Genomic DNA, 15,789 nt, shown 5'->3' on the forward strand with positions numbered 1-15,789 from the left:
AAGGCACCCTTACATAAATAGTCATAAGACAACTAAATCAATACTTCGCTGTATGTATTCGCAGCGGCGGATACGTTATTTTTCAGGTCGGTTTCCAGGAACCACGCAAAAGAGGCATAACCCCGCCATATGCGGCACCAGCGTTGCTGACGTTCGTCCGGCGTCATATTCGGCGGCAGGTCTTCCATGTAGGCGATAATCAAATCAACGGATTGCCGGGCGTGTCCGGCGGAGAAGTTGTCGATGGTGAGGTGGGCTTCCTCGTAAATGGTGTCGAAGCCGTAACGGCGCAGCTTCTGAATCTCGTGTATGCGCATTTCGCCCAGCCCCAGCATTTCAATTCCCAGGTTGTAGCCCAGCAGTTCTTCATAAAATGAATCCGGAAACAGGGACATGCTCAGCTGGTGCAGGGAGAAGTCATAGATATCCGGTAATTCCTGCTGGTGGCAGAATTCAGGGTCGCGGATGTGCGGAAGCATAACCTCCATGCTGTGCAGGACACGCAGGATCAACGTAATATGATTTTTCTCCACGTCGCCGCGCCCCATTTCATCCGCATAAATGGCCAGCATCATGCCGTCGCTGCGGCGATGGCTGCGCAACACGCTGCCGAAACGATGGGCCCAGGCGCCGTCAATCATGCTTCCCAACGCCATCAGTTTCTGATTGAAAATCACACTTTCACGATCGGGAATGCTCGTCAGCCGTTCCAGGGGATTCACCAGTTTTTGCCAGTAAATCGCGTCCGTCCTCGCCCGCAGGGCCTCAGGGCTGTAACTGAACTCGCTGGCGTCGGTGTAACGCCCTTGCTGACCACAGGCAAACAGCACCTGAGCCTGTTGCAGCGTGTCCATCACCCGTTGTTTGATCGCCGCCAGGTGGCTGGCATAGTGCTCAATGTTCACAAGGCGATAAAACAGCGTGCGGGCTTCCGGCAACGATGGCGTTTCAAGAGTGAGCAGTGAATCAATGCGGGTACAACGATAGCGATCGCGCCAGAGGGTTGCCTGCGCGTCTCCCGGTTCCCGGAAACGGCTCAGCGTAATTTCACGTTCATGCTGGTGGGCATCAGCAATCCAGGACGCCATGATTTCAGCCTCGCGCTGACTGAAAATACCAAACATGGCGCCGCCGAAGCGGATGGCCTGCATGAAACGGCAGGCCTCCGGCTTTGCGTCCTTTTGCCGTAAATACGGTGAGCGTTTAAAGGCAGTTAAAAACGCTGCCATCCCGGCGGCGTCATCCATGCTCCATTGGCTCAGCGCTTTTTTCTCCAGCATGACCAGTTGGTGCTGTTTCCCCGCAAAAGGAAAATGGCGCACCATGATCTCAGCCATGCGATCATCCGGCGTTCGGGCCGCAAGCTGTTCCTGTTGCGTCAGCAGCATGCCGGCATGGCTCAGCTCCAGCTCAGTCGCCAGGCTGGCCGCCCGATAAAACCGTTGCAGATCCTCCCTGCCCCCCTCGGAGTCATTACAAGCGCTCAGCCAACCGTCCAGCAGCGTCATACACTGCGTGGCCGCCAGCGACGGCGGCATTTCCAGCAGCGCATCGTCAAAACCAAGCGCGTAATAAGCAAAATGGATACCGGCGACTTCCGGCAGATAACTGGCGGGTAAACGGGAAAAAGCCAGCCAAAATACGGCCTGCCAAAGCGTCAGCGCATTGCTGTGCAGCTGCGTCGGCGCACCGGCTACGCCGATAAAAGGAAGGGTGATACCTGACGCGGCAAAGCGGCGCTGACGTTGTTGTTGCTGACTGAGGCTGATTTCACCGCAGCCCTTCAGCGTAAAGTGATGGGCATTCAGCAGGTTCACGACGCCGGCAGGTTCGGTGGCGGGCTGGGACACCCGATCAAGCCAGCATCCGGCCAGCATCGAAAGCAACGCCCGTTGCTTCAGCAGGATACTGCGCTCTTCTTCATCAGACCGGAGCAGCATGGTCGCGGACTGTGCCAGCGTCGTCTTCGCCCGGACAATATACGCCTCAAACCCGGCGCGCTCCCATGTCGGCGACGGCAGCGGCGCACTCAGGAATGTCTGGATTAGCTGTAAGGCCAGGAGTTGCTGCGTTTCGCTTTCAATATCGCTGACCAGGCTGCTGTAAAGTTCGTGTACGTCCGCGCTATCACGCAACGCAGTCAGCGCCGCATGAGCATCGGGTGAAAAATGAAATTTTTCCTCGGGCAGCGATGTGGTGTTATCGGTGAATGAGAAAGACATCAAGCGCTTCCTTTTCGCAGTAACAGTGAGGCTCTGGCGCCGGGAATACTGACCGCCAACTGGTATAACGCGGTGTCGCTCACGGCCCCGTTATTTCGGGCATCGACAAAATTGATCAGCGGATCGGCGGCAAAGCAATGTCCGAAACGCGGGATATTGTCGGTATAAAGCTGCGTCTGCTGATAACCCGCCTGCATTTCATTCAGTTGACACAAGGGAAGATAAACGTTGCTGTGAAACAGACGGGTGATATCACCGAGCATGATGCCCATAGATGAAAATAGATCCTGATTAACCGCACGAACCAGCCCGGCTGAAAGCCCCTGATGCAGTTGGCTGAGATCCTGCCGCCCGCCGCAGGCAAGCAGCATATCCCCTTGCGGCGCATCATCAGCATGGCAAATCAGGCAGCTGGCGGCGCCATCAGAGAAAAGCGCGAAGTTTTCCATCCGCTGTCGTTCGTCGCTGATAGCGTCGCTGGTGACGACCAATGCCCGTCTTGCCTGGCCGCTGTGAATCAGGCTACGGGCCAGATGAATCCCTTTAAGCAAATTCGTGCAACGCCCGAGCGACACGCCGGTGATCGCCGACTGTTCCAGCTGCAGCTGTCCGGCAAACTCACGCAAAAAATGCTGATGCGCCTCCGTGCCGCTTTGTAACGAAGAGCTGCACACGATCGTCGTGTCGATGTCCTGCCCCGCGTAACCGGCTTCGGCAAGCGTCATCCGGGCCGTCCTTATCGCCATGTCCGTGACGGAACCCGTTGTTTTGTAGATCGCCCCCCAGCCCCATAGGTCTGCCTGCAGCGGCATGGAAAACTGTTTCGCCCGCGTCTGCAGATCCGCAAGTTCATGCCAGGCCAGCTTTTTCTCACCCAATACATATTGCGCAGCCAGTAGCCTGCTCTGTGAAGCAGCATTCAGCACGGGAGATCTCCGTTCTCAAGCAGCTTAGCCACATCAAAATAACCGACGGCGCGTTCGAGGAAGTGGCAGGTACCGTGCTGCTGCAACTCCTGCAGCCCGGCAACAAATCCGCCCAGGGCGGCGCGGGACAGCGCCGAGCCAAGGCTGACACGAGTGACGCCCAGTGCAAACAGCTCCGAAACGGACAAACGATTGCCTGCGCCCAGAAGCGCATTTACCGGAGCGTCAACGGCCGCGCATAGCGTTCTGATAGCGTCGGCGTCCGGCAGTGACGGCGCGTAAAGCACGTCGGCACCGACATCACGGTATGCTTTGAGTCTGGCGATCGTGTCTTTCAGGTCGTAGACGCCATAAAGATAGTTTTCCGCCCGCGCGGTAACGGTGAAGGGAAAGGGCAAACGCTTTGCCGCCGCGACCGCCGCTTCTACACGGGCCACCGATGCGTCGAAATCCCGGATCGGATTTGCCGGATCGCTGCTGTAATCTTCTATCGATCCCCCGACAGCGCCGCTTTCTGCAGCGGCATGGATGGTCTGCATAATGGCGTCGGCGTCGTCACCGAAGCCATCTTCAAGATCGATAGACACGGGAAGCTGCGTCACGCCAACCAGTGCCCGGGCATTTTCCAGCGTTTCTTCAAGCGTTACGGATTGCGCGCGATCCAGCTTACCAAGGGAGAACGCCAACCCGGCGCTGGTCGTCCCGATAGCCTTAAACCCGGCGTTTTGCATCAGAATCGCGGTGCCGCAATCCCAGGGATTCGGCATTACAAAAGGCGTCCCGCCGGTATGCAATTTTTTGAATCGTTCGGCCTTTTCGTATTGACTCAAATTGGCAGGTTGCGTATTCGCCGTAAACATAAATACCCTCAGCAAATGTATGCTTATATAAATATGGCGTTATCGTCGATTGTTTTCCGGCTTTCTCGCACCATCTCACTGATGGCATTAATCATAATTTCCGGATGGTCGTTAAAATAGAAATGATTCCCCGGCACCTGTTTGGCACCGAGAAAATGTTGCGTATGTGACTGCCATTTCATCAGGCTGCCGACCGGAACATGCGCATCATGTTCACCGACGATAACCATCATGGGCGCGCTCACCGGCGCAGAATATTGATAGCGGTATTTAGCAATAAGCTGGAAATCGCGCTTTAATTTTTCGGCAACGATGTCATTCAGAAATGGACTGTGCATGAGACTTTCGTCAATGCCGTTGAAATAAGCCATTTCCTGAATAAACGTCTCATTATCCATTTCAGCCATGCGGACAATGCGTGGCGAAGGTATTTCCGTCGGGCTCAGGCTGGCGGAAAGCAGCAATCCGGCGGGAGGTATCCGCAACTTTTTTGCAACCTCCCAGGCAAGTATTGCCCCCATACTGTGGCCGAAAAGATAAAACGTCTTATCGCCTTCCCGTGCGATAGCGGCAGCAATGTTTTCCGTCAGCTGGTTGACATCGGTTGGGTACGCTTCGCAGTAGCGGCGTCCGGTTCCAGGCAACGTAACGACCTTCATGAGCAGATCGTCCGACAATCCAGACTGCCAGCGAAGGTAATCCTCCGCATTGCCTCCGGCATGAGCCAAGCAATAGAGCACAGAATCATTTGGCCGCGCTTCTCTGGCAGTCGAAAACCAATGGCCCAACCCACCCCCGCGATTCATCCTTGCTGTAGCTCCTATTGCAGACATCCCAATCATCCTTCGCTAAGCCAAATCACACACATTAACTCACTTAATGTTAATGAGATGTTTATTTCACAATACTAATGTTACGTTTTGATTTATGTACATAAGGATTTAGCTGATGTACCCACAAACAAAACCTTATAAACACGATTAATTAAATAAAATCATTAATTTAAAAAAACAAGGAATAAATAAATGAAAATAGAATAATAGTCATAGCGTAAAACGGATGAACCCATAGCCATTAAAACACTTGATAATATAAATATTACTGCATATTGATTATGTTTTAACCCAAATAACCATGTCGTCATTATCTGAGACAAAATCACCTAAGAAGGTCTTACGAAATGGGGGAAACTGAAGGATTGCCGGCATCATGAACATCCCAGTTCATGTATTCATCGCCGAGCGGCAACCTCCGGCGTGCAGGATGACTTATTACCGCCGAGCCGCATCATCACGCCGGGTAAAGCAAAACTGCTAAATGTAATTGTGCCGTTTGGGATAGACGCCGTTTAAATAGTACTGGCCGATGGCATTAACCTTCCAGCGCACCGGATCATGCAGCGTATGTGTACGCGCGTTACGCCAGTGGCGGTGCAAGTTGAGCGATTCCCGGGTTGAACCGGTTCCGGCAAGATCAAAAAGCTGATTACTGGCCAATAACGCAATGTCGCTTGCCAGCACTTTGGCAATGCCCACACGCACGGAAAGCCGGGCAAGATCGGCGTCGGTGCTGATTACCGTTTCATCCAGCTCTCCGGCTACCTGATCCAACATCGCAGCAGCGGCGGCATAGCGGATTTCAAGATCGCCAATCCCCGAAATAATATAGGGGTCATCACTCGCCTGCTCCGCACTGCTGTCAATCCACGGGCGGGCCGTTTGCCTGATATATTTTATCGTCTCATCAATAGATTCCCGGGCAATCCCGATATCAATCGATGCATGAATCAACTGTGAGGCAGCACCTATCGGATGGACATCAAGAAATGCTTCGGTAAACGGAATGATATGCTCTTCATTGACCACAACGTTATTCAACAGCACGGTACCGCTTGCCGTCACTTTTTGGCCAAAGCCTGACCAGTCCGTCTTTATCTCCATACCCGGCGCGTTTTTCGGGACAAATGCATGCATAAATACGCCGATGTCATCTTTAGCAACAATGCCTATCCAGTCCGCGTGTATACAACCTGTCGCATAATACTTCTTACCATTCAGCCGCCAGCCCCCTCTTTCCTGCGTCAGCGTCGTCTGAATATCAGCCGCATTCTTACCGCCGATTTCCGACGCCGCCTGAGCAAATTTTTTACCCGCCAGGATTTCACTAAAGAAAAACGTTTTCTGGGAAGGAAGAGCTACAGCATTAAGGAGATCAATAATATGAAAATGGCTGCGGGGAATTTGCGCTATCGAAGGGTCGGCCGCCGCAATGAGGCGCGTTATCTGGCTGAGCGCTTTATAACCCAAATCAGGGCCGCCATATTCCCGGGGTATCGTCATGGCCCAAAGTCCGGATGACGAGTAGGCATCCACCTGCTCCGTACTAATATGACGGGTCTGATCCCGCTCAGATGCGCTGTGGCGTAACCATTGTGCAATATCATTAGCATCAGATAACGACTTGGATAACTGTGGGCTTGTCATCGATTTCATAGCACATGACTCCAGCGTGGTTGCTTTTCAGAACATGTATATTAATCGTTAATGAGATGTTTTTACTTAGCTATTTCCGCTGATTTCCTAAGGAAAATCCTGAGCAGGCTATTTTCTGTTACGCCATGTATTCACGCATATCACAGTAAATACCAAAATCAGTTTTTCCTTGATATACCCTCAGCAAAAAACGCATATGCAGGCACTATTGCTCCACTTAATATCCCTGCTATCAAAGAGATAAGTTCGGTGTCATATAACAGGGGAATCAAGTGATTACCATTATGTCCGTATTCCTATTGGCTGGAATAGTGAAAGGTGTGATCGGGCTGGGGCTGCCGACGATATCCATGGGTTTATTAACCGTCGTTATGGCGCCGGCCAGCGCAGCCAGTTTGTTAATTATTCCCTCTCTGGTGACGAATATATGGCAACTCTTCATCGGCCCTGCATTTCTTCGTTTAATTAAAAGATTATGGGGGTTTATCGCAGGGATTTTCATTGGCACATTATTCAGCGTATTGCCCGGCTTAACGTCTACATCCTCATGGACTGAAGCGGCACTGGGTATCGTGCTTATTATGTATGGCCTGTGGGGACTCATTGCCACGAAGCTCCCGTCCCCGGGTAAATCCGAGAAATGGCTTTCACCACTGATTGGTTATATTACCGGCGCCATTACCGCAGCAACCGGCGTTTTCGTTATTCCGGCGGTACCCTACCTGCAATCGCTTCAGTTAAATAAAAACGATCTTGTTCAGGCGCTCGGACTGGCGTTTACGGCTTCAACCATCGCCCTGGCGATACATTTGTCATTGGACAACAAGCTGGATCACATTGACTATTATCTATCCGCCATTGCGTTAATCCCTGCAATTATCGGGATGTATGCCGGTCAATACCTGCGCGAACTCACCTTCCGCCGCTGTTTTTTTATCGGATTGATCGCACTTGGCGCTTATATGGCGATGAAGTAACGGCTATGAATTAGCCGGGCGTTGCGCCAGGAAATCGACAAATTCCTTTATATAACTGGGAAGTTCGGCGAAATCTCGCGCGCAGATAATCAGTTTTCGGTCAGCCCAACGCTCTGTCAGGCGGATGATTTTGCAGCTATGGTGATGACAATAACGCTCAGCGGCATGTCTCGGGATAATCGCGATACCGGCACCGCTGCTGACGATCTGCATCACAGCATCAAACGTGGTCATACGGACACGGTAATTAAGGCGGTGCCCCAACTTTTTAGCGTGGTCTTCAATATGCTCCTGGAGCGCGCTCCCTTCGGACAATCCGATGAACTCAGCCGTGACGATCTCTTCAAACGTCGTGCTTTCGATATCATGCCAACGGCCGTTTGCCGGTGCAAACACCACCAGTTCGTCATCACTGAAAGGGAGTGAGGCCAGTCCGTTCAACTGGGTCGAATCAGCCACGATGCCTAAATTCGCCATTTGATTCTTCACTGCCGCGACGATGTCGTAGCTGAGCATCTCTTTAACGGAAATGGAAATATTGGGATTACTGAGTAAATAAGGGCCGATCAGCGCGGGTAAAAATTCGCTCTGTGCCGAAGAGTTACATAACAGATTGATATGCCCGCGCAGCCCTTTGCCATATTGGCGCAACTCACTGCGCATATGTTCAACATGCTGCAATACAATATTGGCACGGTTGACTAACGAATATCCCGCATCCGACAGCTTCACGCCTTCTCTCGAACGGCTAAACAACGGGACGCCGAGCTCGCCTTCCATACCGCGAATGCGCTCGCTGGCTGACTGCAAGGTCAAGTTTGACAGCGCAGCGCCGCCGGTGATGCTTCCAGCCTTATAAACGTTTAGAAACAGACGCAAATCAACAATATCAAACCGCATAAAAAACAGACTCCCTTTGATATATAGCGCGTTACCCGGCTTGTGTAAGCAAGCCCGTTTCGTTCCACACACTTCTTGAAATTTTCGAGCTCTTAACCCTGATCCAAAATCAATGCAGTGCTGATTCTGAACCGCCCCGGTTTTCCTGGAGAGAGTGAAGTCAGGAAAATCAGGCTGCCAGATTGTTACGATTTTCGGAAGCATAATAGACTTTTTCGGCTTCAGCCGGAGGTCTGTGACCGATGCGTTCGGGCAACCGGCGATTGTTATACCCATCCCCCATGCCAGTACCGTCAGCCCACTTCCGCATAATGTTCCCAGCGCTTACGGTGTACCACTTCCGCTTGAGAAAGACCATTGATACCTCGGCCAGCGCATTATCTATCGTAAGAGCCACCGGTGCTGCCTGTTGATGCCAGCAGTTTTGTATCCTTAAGCCGCTGCGTGTAAGCCAGTGAGACGTACTGTGAACCCTTATCGCTGTGATGGATAATTTCCTGGCTCGCACTCAACAACACGGGATGTGCATTTTCTAATCGTGCCAAATCCACAGGCAAAACGGGCTCTCAAACTGCTGTTCAATAGCGTCACATCATCGTAAATCATCAGCCCCCCCGCTGGACACGAAGCATCGCCATGTTTCTCGGGGTTATACGTTTGAGGAGTTGAAGGCGGTGGAGTTAAATCTTGGCTAATTGCTGAAAACCATGCGGAGTATATACTCACAGTACGCATAAGAGAGGAGCATCATCATGAAACACCGCGTCAGCGTTACCGTGGACAAAGACAATTATCAAGTTCTGAGTGCTGCCGGAGTCAATATTTCCGGGCTGGTGAACGATGCCATCGGCAAAGAAGCCCGCCGCATCAAAGCTGAGCAATGGAAGAAGGAAAACCGTGAAGGGATGGAAGAAGTCGCCCGATTTATCGCACAAAATGGCTCGTTTGCGGATGAAAACAGGAACTGGTGATCATGCAATTCTTTGTTTATCAATACAAACGCGCCAGTCACTACACAATGTTTGTCGATGTACAAAGTGATATTGTCGAGACGCCAGGGCGGCGAACGGTCATGCCGCTTATCGAAGCGCGTCACCTGTCTGAGAAAGTGAATAAAGCGTTGTTCCCGCTGATCCGCATCGACGGCGAAGATTATCGGTTGATGACCACTGAACTATCCAACGTTCCCGTTGAGGTCATTGGTGCGGCTATCGCGGATCTTGGCGAGTACGCCGATGAGATTAAAGGCGCTATTAATCTGATGTTTTGGGGGATTTGAGATGGATTCAGCGTGTCCGCACATCGCCTTTCCCTCCTTTTTTGATCAAGTAACAACAGCATGCCAAAAGATCTCTCAAAATGAATGGGCCGGTTTAGTGGGATGCTTACAGAATGACGAGACCCGGCCTGGCCATCAGAATGCCGTTTCCAGTGAATCCGTGACGCAATAGTCATCGTCCACCAAGGGCAAATAGCGCCATTTATCAAAGGCTGTACACGGATGCGATATACCACACCCCAGCCAATCGCCAGGCTGCAGTTTTTCATCTTCCGGCAGCAACACATAGGCATGTTGATCATTAATGTCACTGATGCGCAGATGGGTCGCCGCGCGTGGCGCATGGCCATCAGCATTGCGTATCCACAGCGGGTTGGGTAAATCCTGATCGAACGGCACATCGCGGCGGCCAAAATCAACAAAGGCCAACCCGGCTTCCGGGCGTGATAATACTCGCCCCCAAATCTCCAGCGCCGCGGTGAAATGATGGGTCGTCCCTGCCTGTGAGAAAGGCGCAATACGCGCGTAGAGCCCGCAGTCGTGCGCCATATACGCGCCGGAACGAATCAACGGCGTCACCGGCAACGGTAGTTTTGCCGCCACAAAGCACGCCGTCACGACATCAAACCATGCACCGCCACCGGCACTGAGAATGATGTGATGACGGCTGAACAGTTTTTCTTCCGCCAGCCGTGCAGCCGTATCGATCATCATTGCACAGTAATCTTTCACCCGTTGAATACCGGCTGTATCGCGGCCAGCGCCAAGCGCCCCCTCATAACCGGCGACCCCCACCAACTGCAGTGAAGGCGTGGCGGCAACCGCACGGGCAATGGCCAGTGCGTCTTGTAGCGAACGGCAACCGGTACGACCACCACTCACGGACATTTCCAGCAATACCGAAATAGGGGTACTGCCCAGATGTTGCGACAACAGTTTTACGCCCTGTAATGAATCGACATAACAGAGAAAATCGTGTTCGGGATGCTGCTGCTGATATTGCGCGACCCAGCGAATGCCGGCCGGGTCGACCAGTTCATTGGCCAGCAACACATTCCGAATACCAAACTGGCGTAAAGCACGTACCTGAGCGGGTGTTGCCGCACTCAGTCCCCAGGCGCCGCCTTCAGTGATCGCCCGGCGCAGAATGGCGGGAGACATAGACGTTTTACCGTGCGCGGCCAGCAGTACGCCGTTTTCCCGGCAAAAGGCCGCCAGTTGCCGCAGGTTATGCTCCAGCGCGGACTGTTTCATGACCATCAGCGGCGAAAATACCTGATCGCTGTTGAATATCGACGTCCCCATAGCCAGAGGCGCATTGCCTGACCCCGCTACCGATTTAAAACGTGGCGCCGGCTGCTGCGCATCCAGTAAACCGTCGGCCTGGAGAGGAAAATGAATCGACATAACGCCCCCGTTTAATGTTCCAGAACGCGCGACAAAAACTGCTGAGTCCGCGGATTCTGAGGGTTAACAAAAATTTGCTCCGGTGCCCCCTGCTCTGCAATCACCCCTTGATCCATAAACACCACGCGATCGGCGGTCTTGCGCGCAAAGCCCATTTCATGCGTCACCACAACCATGGTCATACCTTCACGCGCCAGGCTGCGCATGACGGCCATGACTTCACCGACGAGTTCAGGATCGAGCGCGGAGGTGGCCTCATCGAAAAACATGATTTTCGGTTCAACCGCCAGGGCTCGGGCAATAGCGACTCGTTGCTGCTGGCCGCCAGAAAGTTGAGCGGGATAATAATCCGCACGATCAGCAAGCCCGACGCGGGTTAGCGCAGCCATACCGCGGCGGCGGGCTTCGGTTTCGGAAAGCTTTTGTGCTTTAACCAGCGCCAGCGTCACATTGCCAAGCGCGGTTTTATGAGGGAAGAGATTGAACTGCTGAAACACCATGCCAACATGGCCGCAGATTTCCCGGCTACGTTTTCTGTCGTGTAACGGCACATCGTTGACCCAGATTTCACCGCCGTCAGCGATTTCAAGCCCGCTCATGATACGTAACACAGTGCTTTTGCCAGAGCCAGAGGCGCCAATCAGCACCAAAACCGCACCAGGTAATACCTCCAGGCTAATCTCTTTAAGCACCTGGGTTGAGCCAAAGGATTTGCTAATACGGCTCAGTGTAATGGCTGACTTACTCATAATAACGGGCTCCTGGCCTGATGATGTTGAACCCAGCGGGAAAGCGGAAAGCAGACAACGAAGTACAGCAGGGATACCAGGCTGTAAATCACCGCGGGCTGGCCGATACGATCGACAATCGCCTGCCCTTGATGCATCAATTCGGACATGCCGATCATACTGACGATTGAGGTGTCCTTAATCAGCGAAAGATATTGGCCGACCAAAGGCGGCAACACGATGCCGCGTGTTTGCGGCAGCACCACATGCATAAAGGTCTGCCATTTAGACAGCCCCAGAATCCATGACACTTCCCATTGCCCTTTAGGGACGGCATCAATACCCGCGCGGAACACCTCGGAAATATATGCCCCTTGATAAATGCTCAGACCAAGAATACCAGCGGCAAACAAATTGATTTCATAACCGAAATAAGCCACGCCAAAATAAATAAACATCAGTGTTATTAGCACCGGAGTACCGCGAAACAATTCGGTATACAGCAAAGCAAGTTGCCGGCCGAACGGCAAACGACTGGTGCGTAACACCGCAGCCAACAGACCAAGCAGCGTGCTGCCCACCATTGCGGCGACAGAAAGCAGCAGCGTAATACCGAGCCCTCTGAGCAATATCGGCAACGAGTCAAACATCAATTCGCTCATAGCAAACTCTCCTGCCTCACGAGGTTACTCAGCGTTTTCTTTGTCCGCCGCCAGACGGACTTTTTTACCGGAGTCACCCGCGGCGGATGAAACAGACGCCGTCCTGCCACATTCCCTAACCAGGAGAACAAATTACTGAGTAACAGATAGATCAACGCCACCACGCTAAACGTCTGGATATACAACAATGTGCGGGCATTGATCACCGTCGCGGTGCCGGTTAATTCAGGCAGGGCAATGGCCGATAGCAGCGACGTTCCAAGCAATAATTGAATCAGATTGTTGATGATTGCCGGCCACACCGCGCGAGCCGCCTGAGGCAACACCACGTGGAGAAACATTTGACGACGCGGCATGCCAAGGATCCACGCCGCTTCTAGTTGGCCTTTCGGTACGGACTGTATACCCGCACGGAACGTCTCCGAGAGATATGCGCCAACATTGATACCCAGCGCCAACACACCCGCCGTGAAAGCATTCAGGGTGATACCAATCGACGGCAGGGCAAAGAAAACAATAAAAATCTGCAACAACACCGGTGTATTACGAATGAACTCGACATAAACGTGGCTGAGCCAACGTATCAGCGCCACTGACGATGACGTTGCCAACGCGGACAATAACCCCAGCGCAACCGCCAGAAGAAAGGCCAGCAGGGTAATCTGCAATGCCAGCCAGGCCGCAGAGAGAAAGGTGTCCGCGTATCGCCACAAGGCTAACCATTGATAACTCATGTTTTAGCTCCTTCCTGCGGCACAACACCTGCTGTGCCGCGCACCAACCATCAAAACTGTGGATTCAGGGGATAACGCGGTTTGCTGCCGAACCATTTTTGATACAACGCCGCGTTCTCTCCGGAGGCATTGATTTCGAACAGGAATTCATTCAGATAATGAGTCCACACCTGATCCCCTTGTTTAACGCCAAAGGCGTTGTATTCCAACGGAACCAGCGCTTCATTCGTTACGATCAGCGTCGGATCAAGGCTGGCTTGATAAGCGAGGAAATTGTTATCTTCGACCATCGCATCGGCCTGGCCTTGTTTAATCGCCAGGATGGCGGCCTGCGATGAATCGTATTCCTGGATTTTCACGTCAATGCCGAGGTTACGGACGTCGTCGCCATTGGTAGAGCCTTTTACCGTGGCAATGGTTTTACCGGCCATATCATGAGCCGATTGAATACCGCTGTTTTTACGCACCAACATCGCCTCACTCGCTACCACATAAGGATTGGTGAAGCCGATTTCTTTGGCGCGTTCAAGATTGCGGGTGAAGTTGCAAAACACGACATCGACTTTATTGGTTTGCAGGTTCGGGATGCGGTTAGCACTGGTGGTGTTGACCATCTCCAGTTTTACGCCCATCGCTTTGGCCAGTGCTTTGGCCAAATCGACATCGTAACCATCCGGAGCACCGTTTTTATCGTAAAAGCCGAACGGCGCGAAGCTGAGACAGTCCCCCACACGCAGCGTGCCGCGTTGCAGTACGTTTTGCAGGGCGGATTGCGGCGCCGCGCTGGTTTCTTTTTTCTCTTCGGTCGGCGTACAACCGGAGAGAACCAATAATGCCAGCACGCTGGCTATTACTTTGATGCTTATTTTCGGTGATGTTGCGTTCATTTTTATACTCTCTGAAATAATGTGATGAAAATAAAAATGTTATTTATAGGAAAATAAAGAAATCAATGAATAACCGACCACCCTGTCGCCCATCCATAAACAGGCACTACCATAATTCAATATAATTATATTAATTACTTACGATCGGCACGAAAGCACTTCATATCGACTTCTACTTTACAGTCGACAACTAAATCCTGAACGCTACAAATACGTGCGGGGGGATGACCATTAAATATTTCATTGAACACTTTATTAAATGAACTGAAATAACGTGCGTCGGTTAATACAGCAGTGACATGCACCACATCGTCCACACGATAACCCGCTTCGCGCATAATCGTCAGGCAATTATCGAACGCCAATCTGGTCTGTTCGATAATGCCGCCCTCTACGACTTCACCGTCTCGCATTGGGGTCTGACCAGAGATATACAGCCAACCATCGGCTTCTACAGCACGGGCGAATGGCAGTTTCTGCCCCCCCGTACCGACGCCGCCGTCAATGCCATAACGTTTGATTGCCATGCCGTTCCGCCTCTCTTCGGGGTTAAAGATGCCTCGTTATACAATCTGATATACCAGACAATCATCCGAAATACCGGATAGAGCGAGATTTGCACAGCCCGTGTTTTTTTGCAATACGGATATTGATATTTAATTTCTATTACCGTGAGTGGTGTTTTAAATATGTTTTCACAGATTAATTTTCTGCATGTTTTTGCGGTGGCGAACATGAGCGACAATTATAAATTCAAAAACAAACGACCTAAAATAAGGCCCCAGTCTGGCGCAAAAAAATAACCGGCATAACGTGTTTTTTATTTTATCGACAGGTGGGTAAATTCCCTCATGGGAGTGTATGATGCTTCTCTTTTTTAGCATATTTCATTCGCATAAATGGAACAGGAGAATCTTTTATGCCGGCGGATAAATCCTCACGGGCGCGTGGCGTTGACCGGGTTATCGATATATTTCGTCAGTTGCATATTGCTCGCCAACCCATGACGATGCGTGACCTGATAGACGCGACTGGCGCCCCCCGCTCCAGCATCTATGAACTGGTCAGCCTGCTCTGTGAAGCCGGGCTGGTGGAACAGGATGCCGAAGGGTCGGTATTTTTTGGCCGCGAAATGCACTATTACGGTGCGGACTATATGGCGCATAACGATCTGATCCGTCGTGCACATCAGCTAATGGTCGAGATTGTTGCAAAGCACGGTGAAACGGTACAGCTGTGTATGCTGGAAGGGAACAAATACACGGTGGTGCTTTCGGAAAGCAACGCCCATCCGTTTAAAATCACTTCAGATATTGGCGTGCGCGTACCGATTCCCTGGACAGCGACCGGCCGTCTGCTGCTGAGCAATTGGTCGGATAGTGCGATTCTTGATTTAATCCCCGCAGAGGACTACCAACTATCCAGCGGGAAAACACTTGATAAACAAGAATTTATCGAAGAAATCCGCCAGGCTGGCAAGCAGGGGTATTGCCTGACGGAAGGCTTATCCGAAAGTTTTACCTGCTGCATGGCGGCCCCTATTCGTTCACGCAGTGGCCAGTCGGTGGCCGCAATTTGTTTTATGATTAGCCGCGATACATCAGAAGAACGTCGTCAAATGTTGCTACAGGAGCTGATAACGGCAGGACAGACGTTATCAGATTTCATCTAGCCGCAATGGCTAAATGGCGTGTTGTTGATAGAGCGCTGTTCCG

General features: G+C 51.8%; 16 protein-coding genes and 1 pseudogene. 4 read left to right on the forward strand and 13 right to left on the reverse strand.

Annotation, left to right across the window (positions count from 1 at the left end; translation table 11 throughout):
- Window positions 1–32 precede the first annotated feature (32 nt).
- The 5 genes from DPA2511_RS15890 to DPA2511_RS15915 form a co-directional block, all read right to left on the reverse strand.
- Window positions 33–2,222 carry an iron-containing redox enzyme family protein gene (locus DPA2511_RS15890; RefSeq protein ID WP_015854764.1) on the reverse strand — a complete coding sequence of 730 codons (2,190 nt, stop codon included), beginning with the start codon at window positions 2,220–2,222 and terminating at the stop codon, window positions 33–35.
- Complete coding sequence (locus DPA2511_RS15895) at window positions 2,222–3,148, reverse strand: beta-ketoacyl-[acyl-carrier-protein] synthase family protein (protein ID WP_015854765.1); 927 nt, start codon at window positions 3,146–3,148, stop codon at window positions 2,222–2,224. The genes DPA2511_RS15890 and DPA2511_RS15895 overlap by 1 nt, the downstream gene beginning before the upstream one ends.
- Window positions 3,142–4,008 (reverse strand): isocitrate lyase/PEP mutase family protein, encoded by an 867-nt coding sequence (locus DPA2511_RS15900; RefSeq protein ID WP_015854766.1) that lies wholly within the window; start codon window positions 4,006–4,008, stop codon window positions 3,142–3,144. Before DPA2511_RS15900 ends, DPA2511_RS15895 begins: the two co-directional genes overlap by 7 nt.
- Window positions 4,009–4,031: 23 nt before the next feature.
- Window positions 4,032–4,841 (reverse strand): thioesterase II family protein, encoded by an 810-nt coding sequence (locus DPA2511_RS22465; protein ID WP_194250205.1) that lies wholly within the window; start codon window positions 4,839–4,841, stop codon window positions 4,032–4,034.
- A 480-nt stretch (window positions 4,842–5,321) separates the two neighbouring features.
- Entirely contained in the window at window positions 5,322–6,500 is a 1,179-nt protein-coding gene (locus tag DPA2511_RS15915; RefSeq protein WP_015854768.1) for an SfnB family sulfur acquisition oxidoreductase, read from the reverse strand.
- Window positions 6,501–6,784: 284 nt separating this feature from the next.
- Here DPA2511_RS15915 and DPA2511_RS15920 point away from each other — a divergent pair, with 284 nt between their 5' ends.
- Entirely contained in the window at window positions 6,785–7,477 is a 693-nt protein-coding gene (locus DPA2511_RS15920; protein WP_015854769.1) for a sulfite exporter TauE/SafE family protein, read from the forward strand.
- A 3-nt stretch (window positions 7,478–7,480) separates the two neighbouring features.
- Here DPA2511_RS15920 and DPA2511_RS15925 read toward each other — a convergent pair whose 3' ends face one another.
- Both DPA2511_RS15925 and DPA2511_RS23750 read right to left on the reverse strand, forming a co-directional pair.
- A complete protein-coding gene (locus DPA2511_RS15925; RefSeq protein ID WP_318842326.1) occupies window positions 7,481–8,653 on the reverse strand; it encodes a LysR substrate-binding domain-containing protein in 1,173 nt (390 codons plus the stop codon).
- A pseudogene (locus tag DPA2511_RS23750) lies at window positions 8,547–8,868 on the reverse strand (IS3 family transposase); the annotation flags it as partial. The pseudogene DPA2511_RS23750 and the gene DPA2511_RS15925, both read right to left, overlap by 107 nt.
- Window positions 8,869–9,129: 261 nt before the next feature.
- On the opposite strand from DPA2511_RS23750, the gene ccdA reads away from it, so the two are divergent.
- Together ccdA and ccdB are read left to right on the forward strand one after the other, a co-directional pair.
- Complete coding sequence (ccdA, locus tag DPA2511_RS15935; protein ID WP_015854771.1) at window positions 9,130–9,348, forward strand: type II toxin-antitoxin system antitoxin CcdA; 219 nt, start codon at window positions 9,130–9,132, stop codon at window positions 9,346–9,348.
- 2 nt (window positions 9,349–9,350) lie between these two features.
- A complete protein-coding gene (gene ccdB / locus DPA2511_RS15940; RefSeq protein WP_015854772.1) occupies window positions 9,351–9,656 on the forward strand; it encodes a type II toxin-antitoxin system toxin CcdB in 306 nt (101 codons plus the stop codon).
- A gap of 135 nt (window positions 9,657–9,791) precedes the next feature.
- Here the strand turns inward: ccdB and DPA2511_RS15945 are convergent, their stop codons facing one another.
- From DPA2511_RS15945 to DPA2511_RS15970, 6 genes are all read right to left on the reverse strand, one after another.
- Window positions 9,792–11,063, reverse strand: a complete 1,272-nt coding sequence (locus tag DPA2511_RS15945) for an alanine racemase (RefSeq protein ID WP_015854773.1) — start codon at window positions 11,061–11,063, stop codon at window positions 9,792–9,794.
- Window positions 11,064–11,074: 11 nt separating this feature from the next.
- Window positions 11,075–11,812 (reverse strand): amino acid ABC transporter ATP-binding protein, encoded by a 738-nt coding sequence (locus tag DPA2511_RS15950; RefSeq protein ID WP_015854774.1) that lies wholly within the window; start codon window positions 11,810–11,812, stop codon window positions 11,075–11,077.
- Window positions 11,809–12,453 carry an amino acid ABC transporter permease gene (locus DPA2511_RS15955; protein ID WP_015854775.1) on the reverse strand — a complete coding sequence of 215 codons (645 nt, stop codon included), beginning with the start codon at window positions 12,451–12,453 and terminating at the stop codon, window positions 11,809–11,811. The genes DPA2511_RS15950 and DPA2511_RS15955 overlap by 4 nt, the downstream gene beginning before the upstream one ends.
- Window positions 12,450–13,187: an amino acid ABC transporter permease gene (locus DPA2511_RS15960; RefSeq protein ID WP_015854776.1), complete on the reverse strand. Its 738-nt coding sequence runs from the start codon at window positions 13,185–13,187 to the stop codon at window positions 12,450–12,452. The genes DPA2511_RS15955 and DPA2511_RS15960 overlap by 4 nt, the downstream gene beginning before the upstream one ends.
- Window positions 13,188–13,237: 50 nt before the next feature.
- Window positions 13,238–14,074 carry an ABC transporter substrate-binding protein gene (locus DPA2511_RS15965; protein WP_015854777.1) on the reverse strand — a complete coding sequence of 279 codons (837 nt, stop codon included), beginning with the start codon at window positions 14,072–14,074 and terminating at the stop codon, window positions 13,238–13,240.
- A 134-nt stretch (window positions 14,075–14,208) separates the two neighbouring features.
- Window positions 14,209–14,601: a RidA family protein gene (locus DPA2511_RS15970; protein WP_015854778.1), complete on the reverse strand. Its 393-nt coding sequence runs from the start codon at window positions 14,599–14,601 to the stop codon at window positions 14,209–14,211.
- A 392-nt stretch (window positions 14,602–14,993) separates the two neighbouring features.
- Here DPA2511_RS15970 and DPA2511_RS15975 point away from each other — a divergent pair, with 392 nt between their 5' ends.
- The gene (locus DPA2511_RS15975; protein ID WP_015854779.1) at window positions 14,994–15,746 is read left to right on the forward strand and encodes an IclR family transcriptional regulator; all 753 of its coding nucleotides are present in this window, start codon (window positions 14,994–14,996) and stop codon (window positions 15,744–15,746) included.
- Window positions 15,747–15,789: the final 43 nt, after the last annotated feature.

The sequence above is a fragment of the Musicola paradisiaca NCPPB 2511 genome (genome assembly GCF_000400505.1).
In the GTDB taxonomy this organism is placed as follows: Bacteria; Pseudomonadota; Gammaproteobacteria; order Enterobacterales; family Enterobacteriaceae; genus Musicola; species Musicola paradisiaca.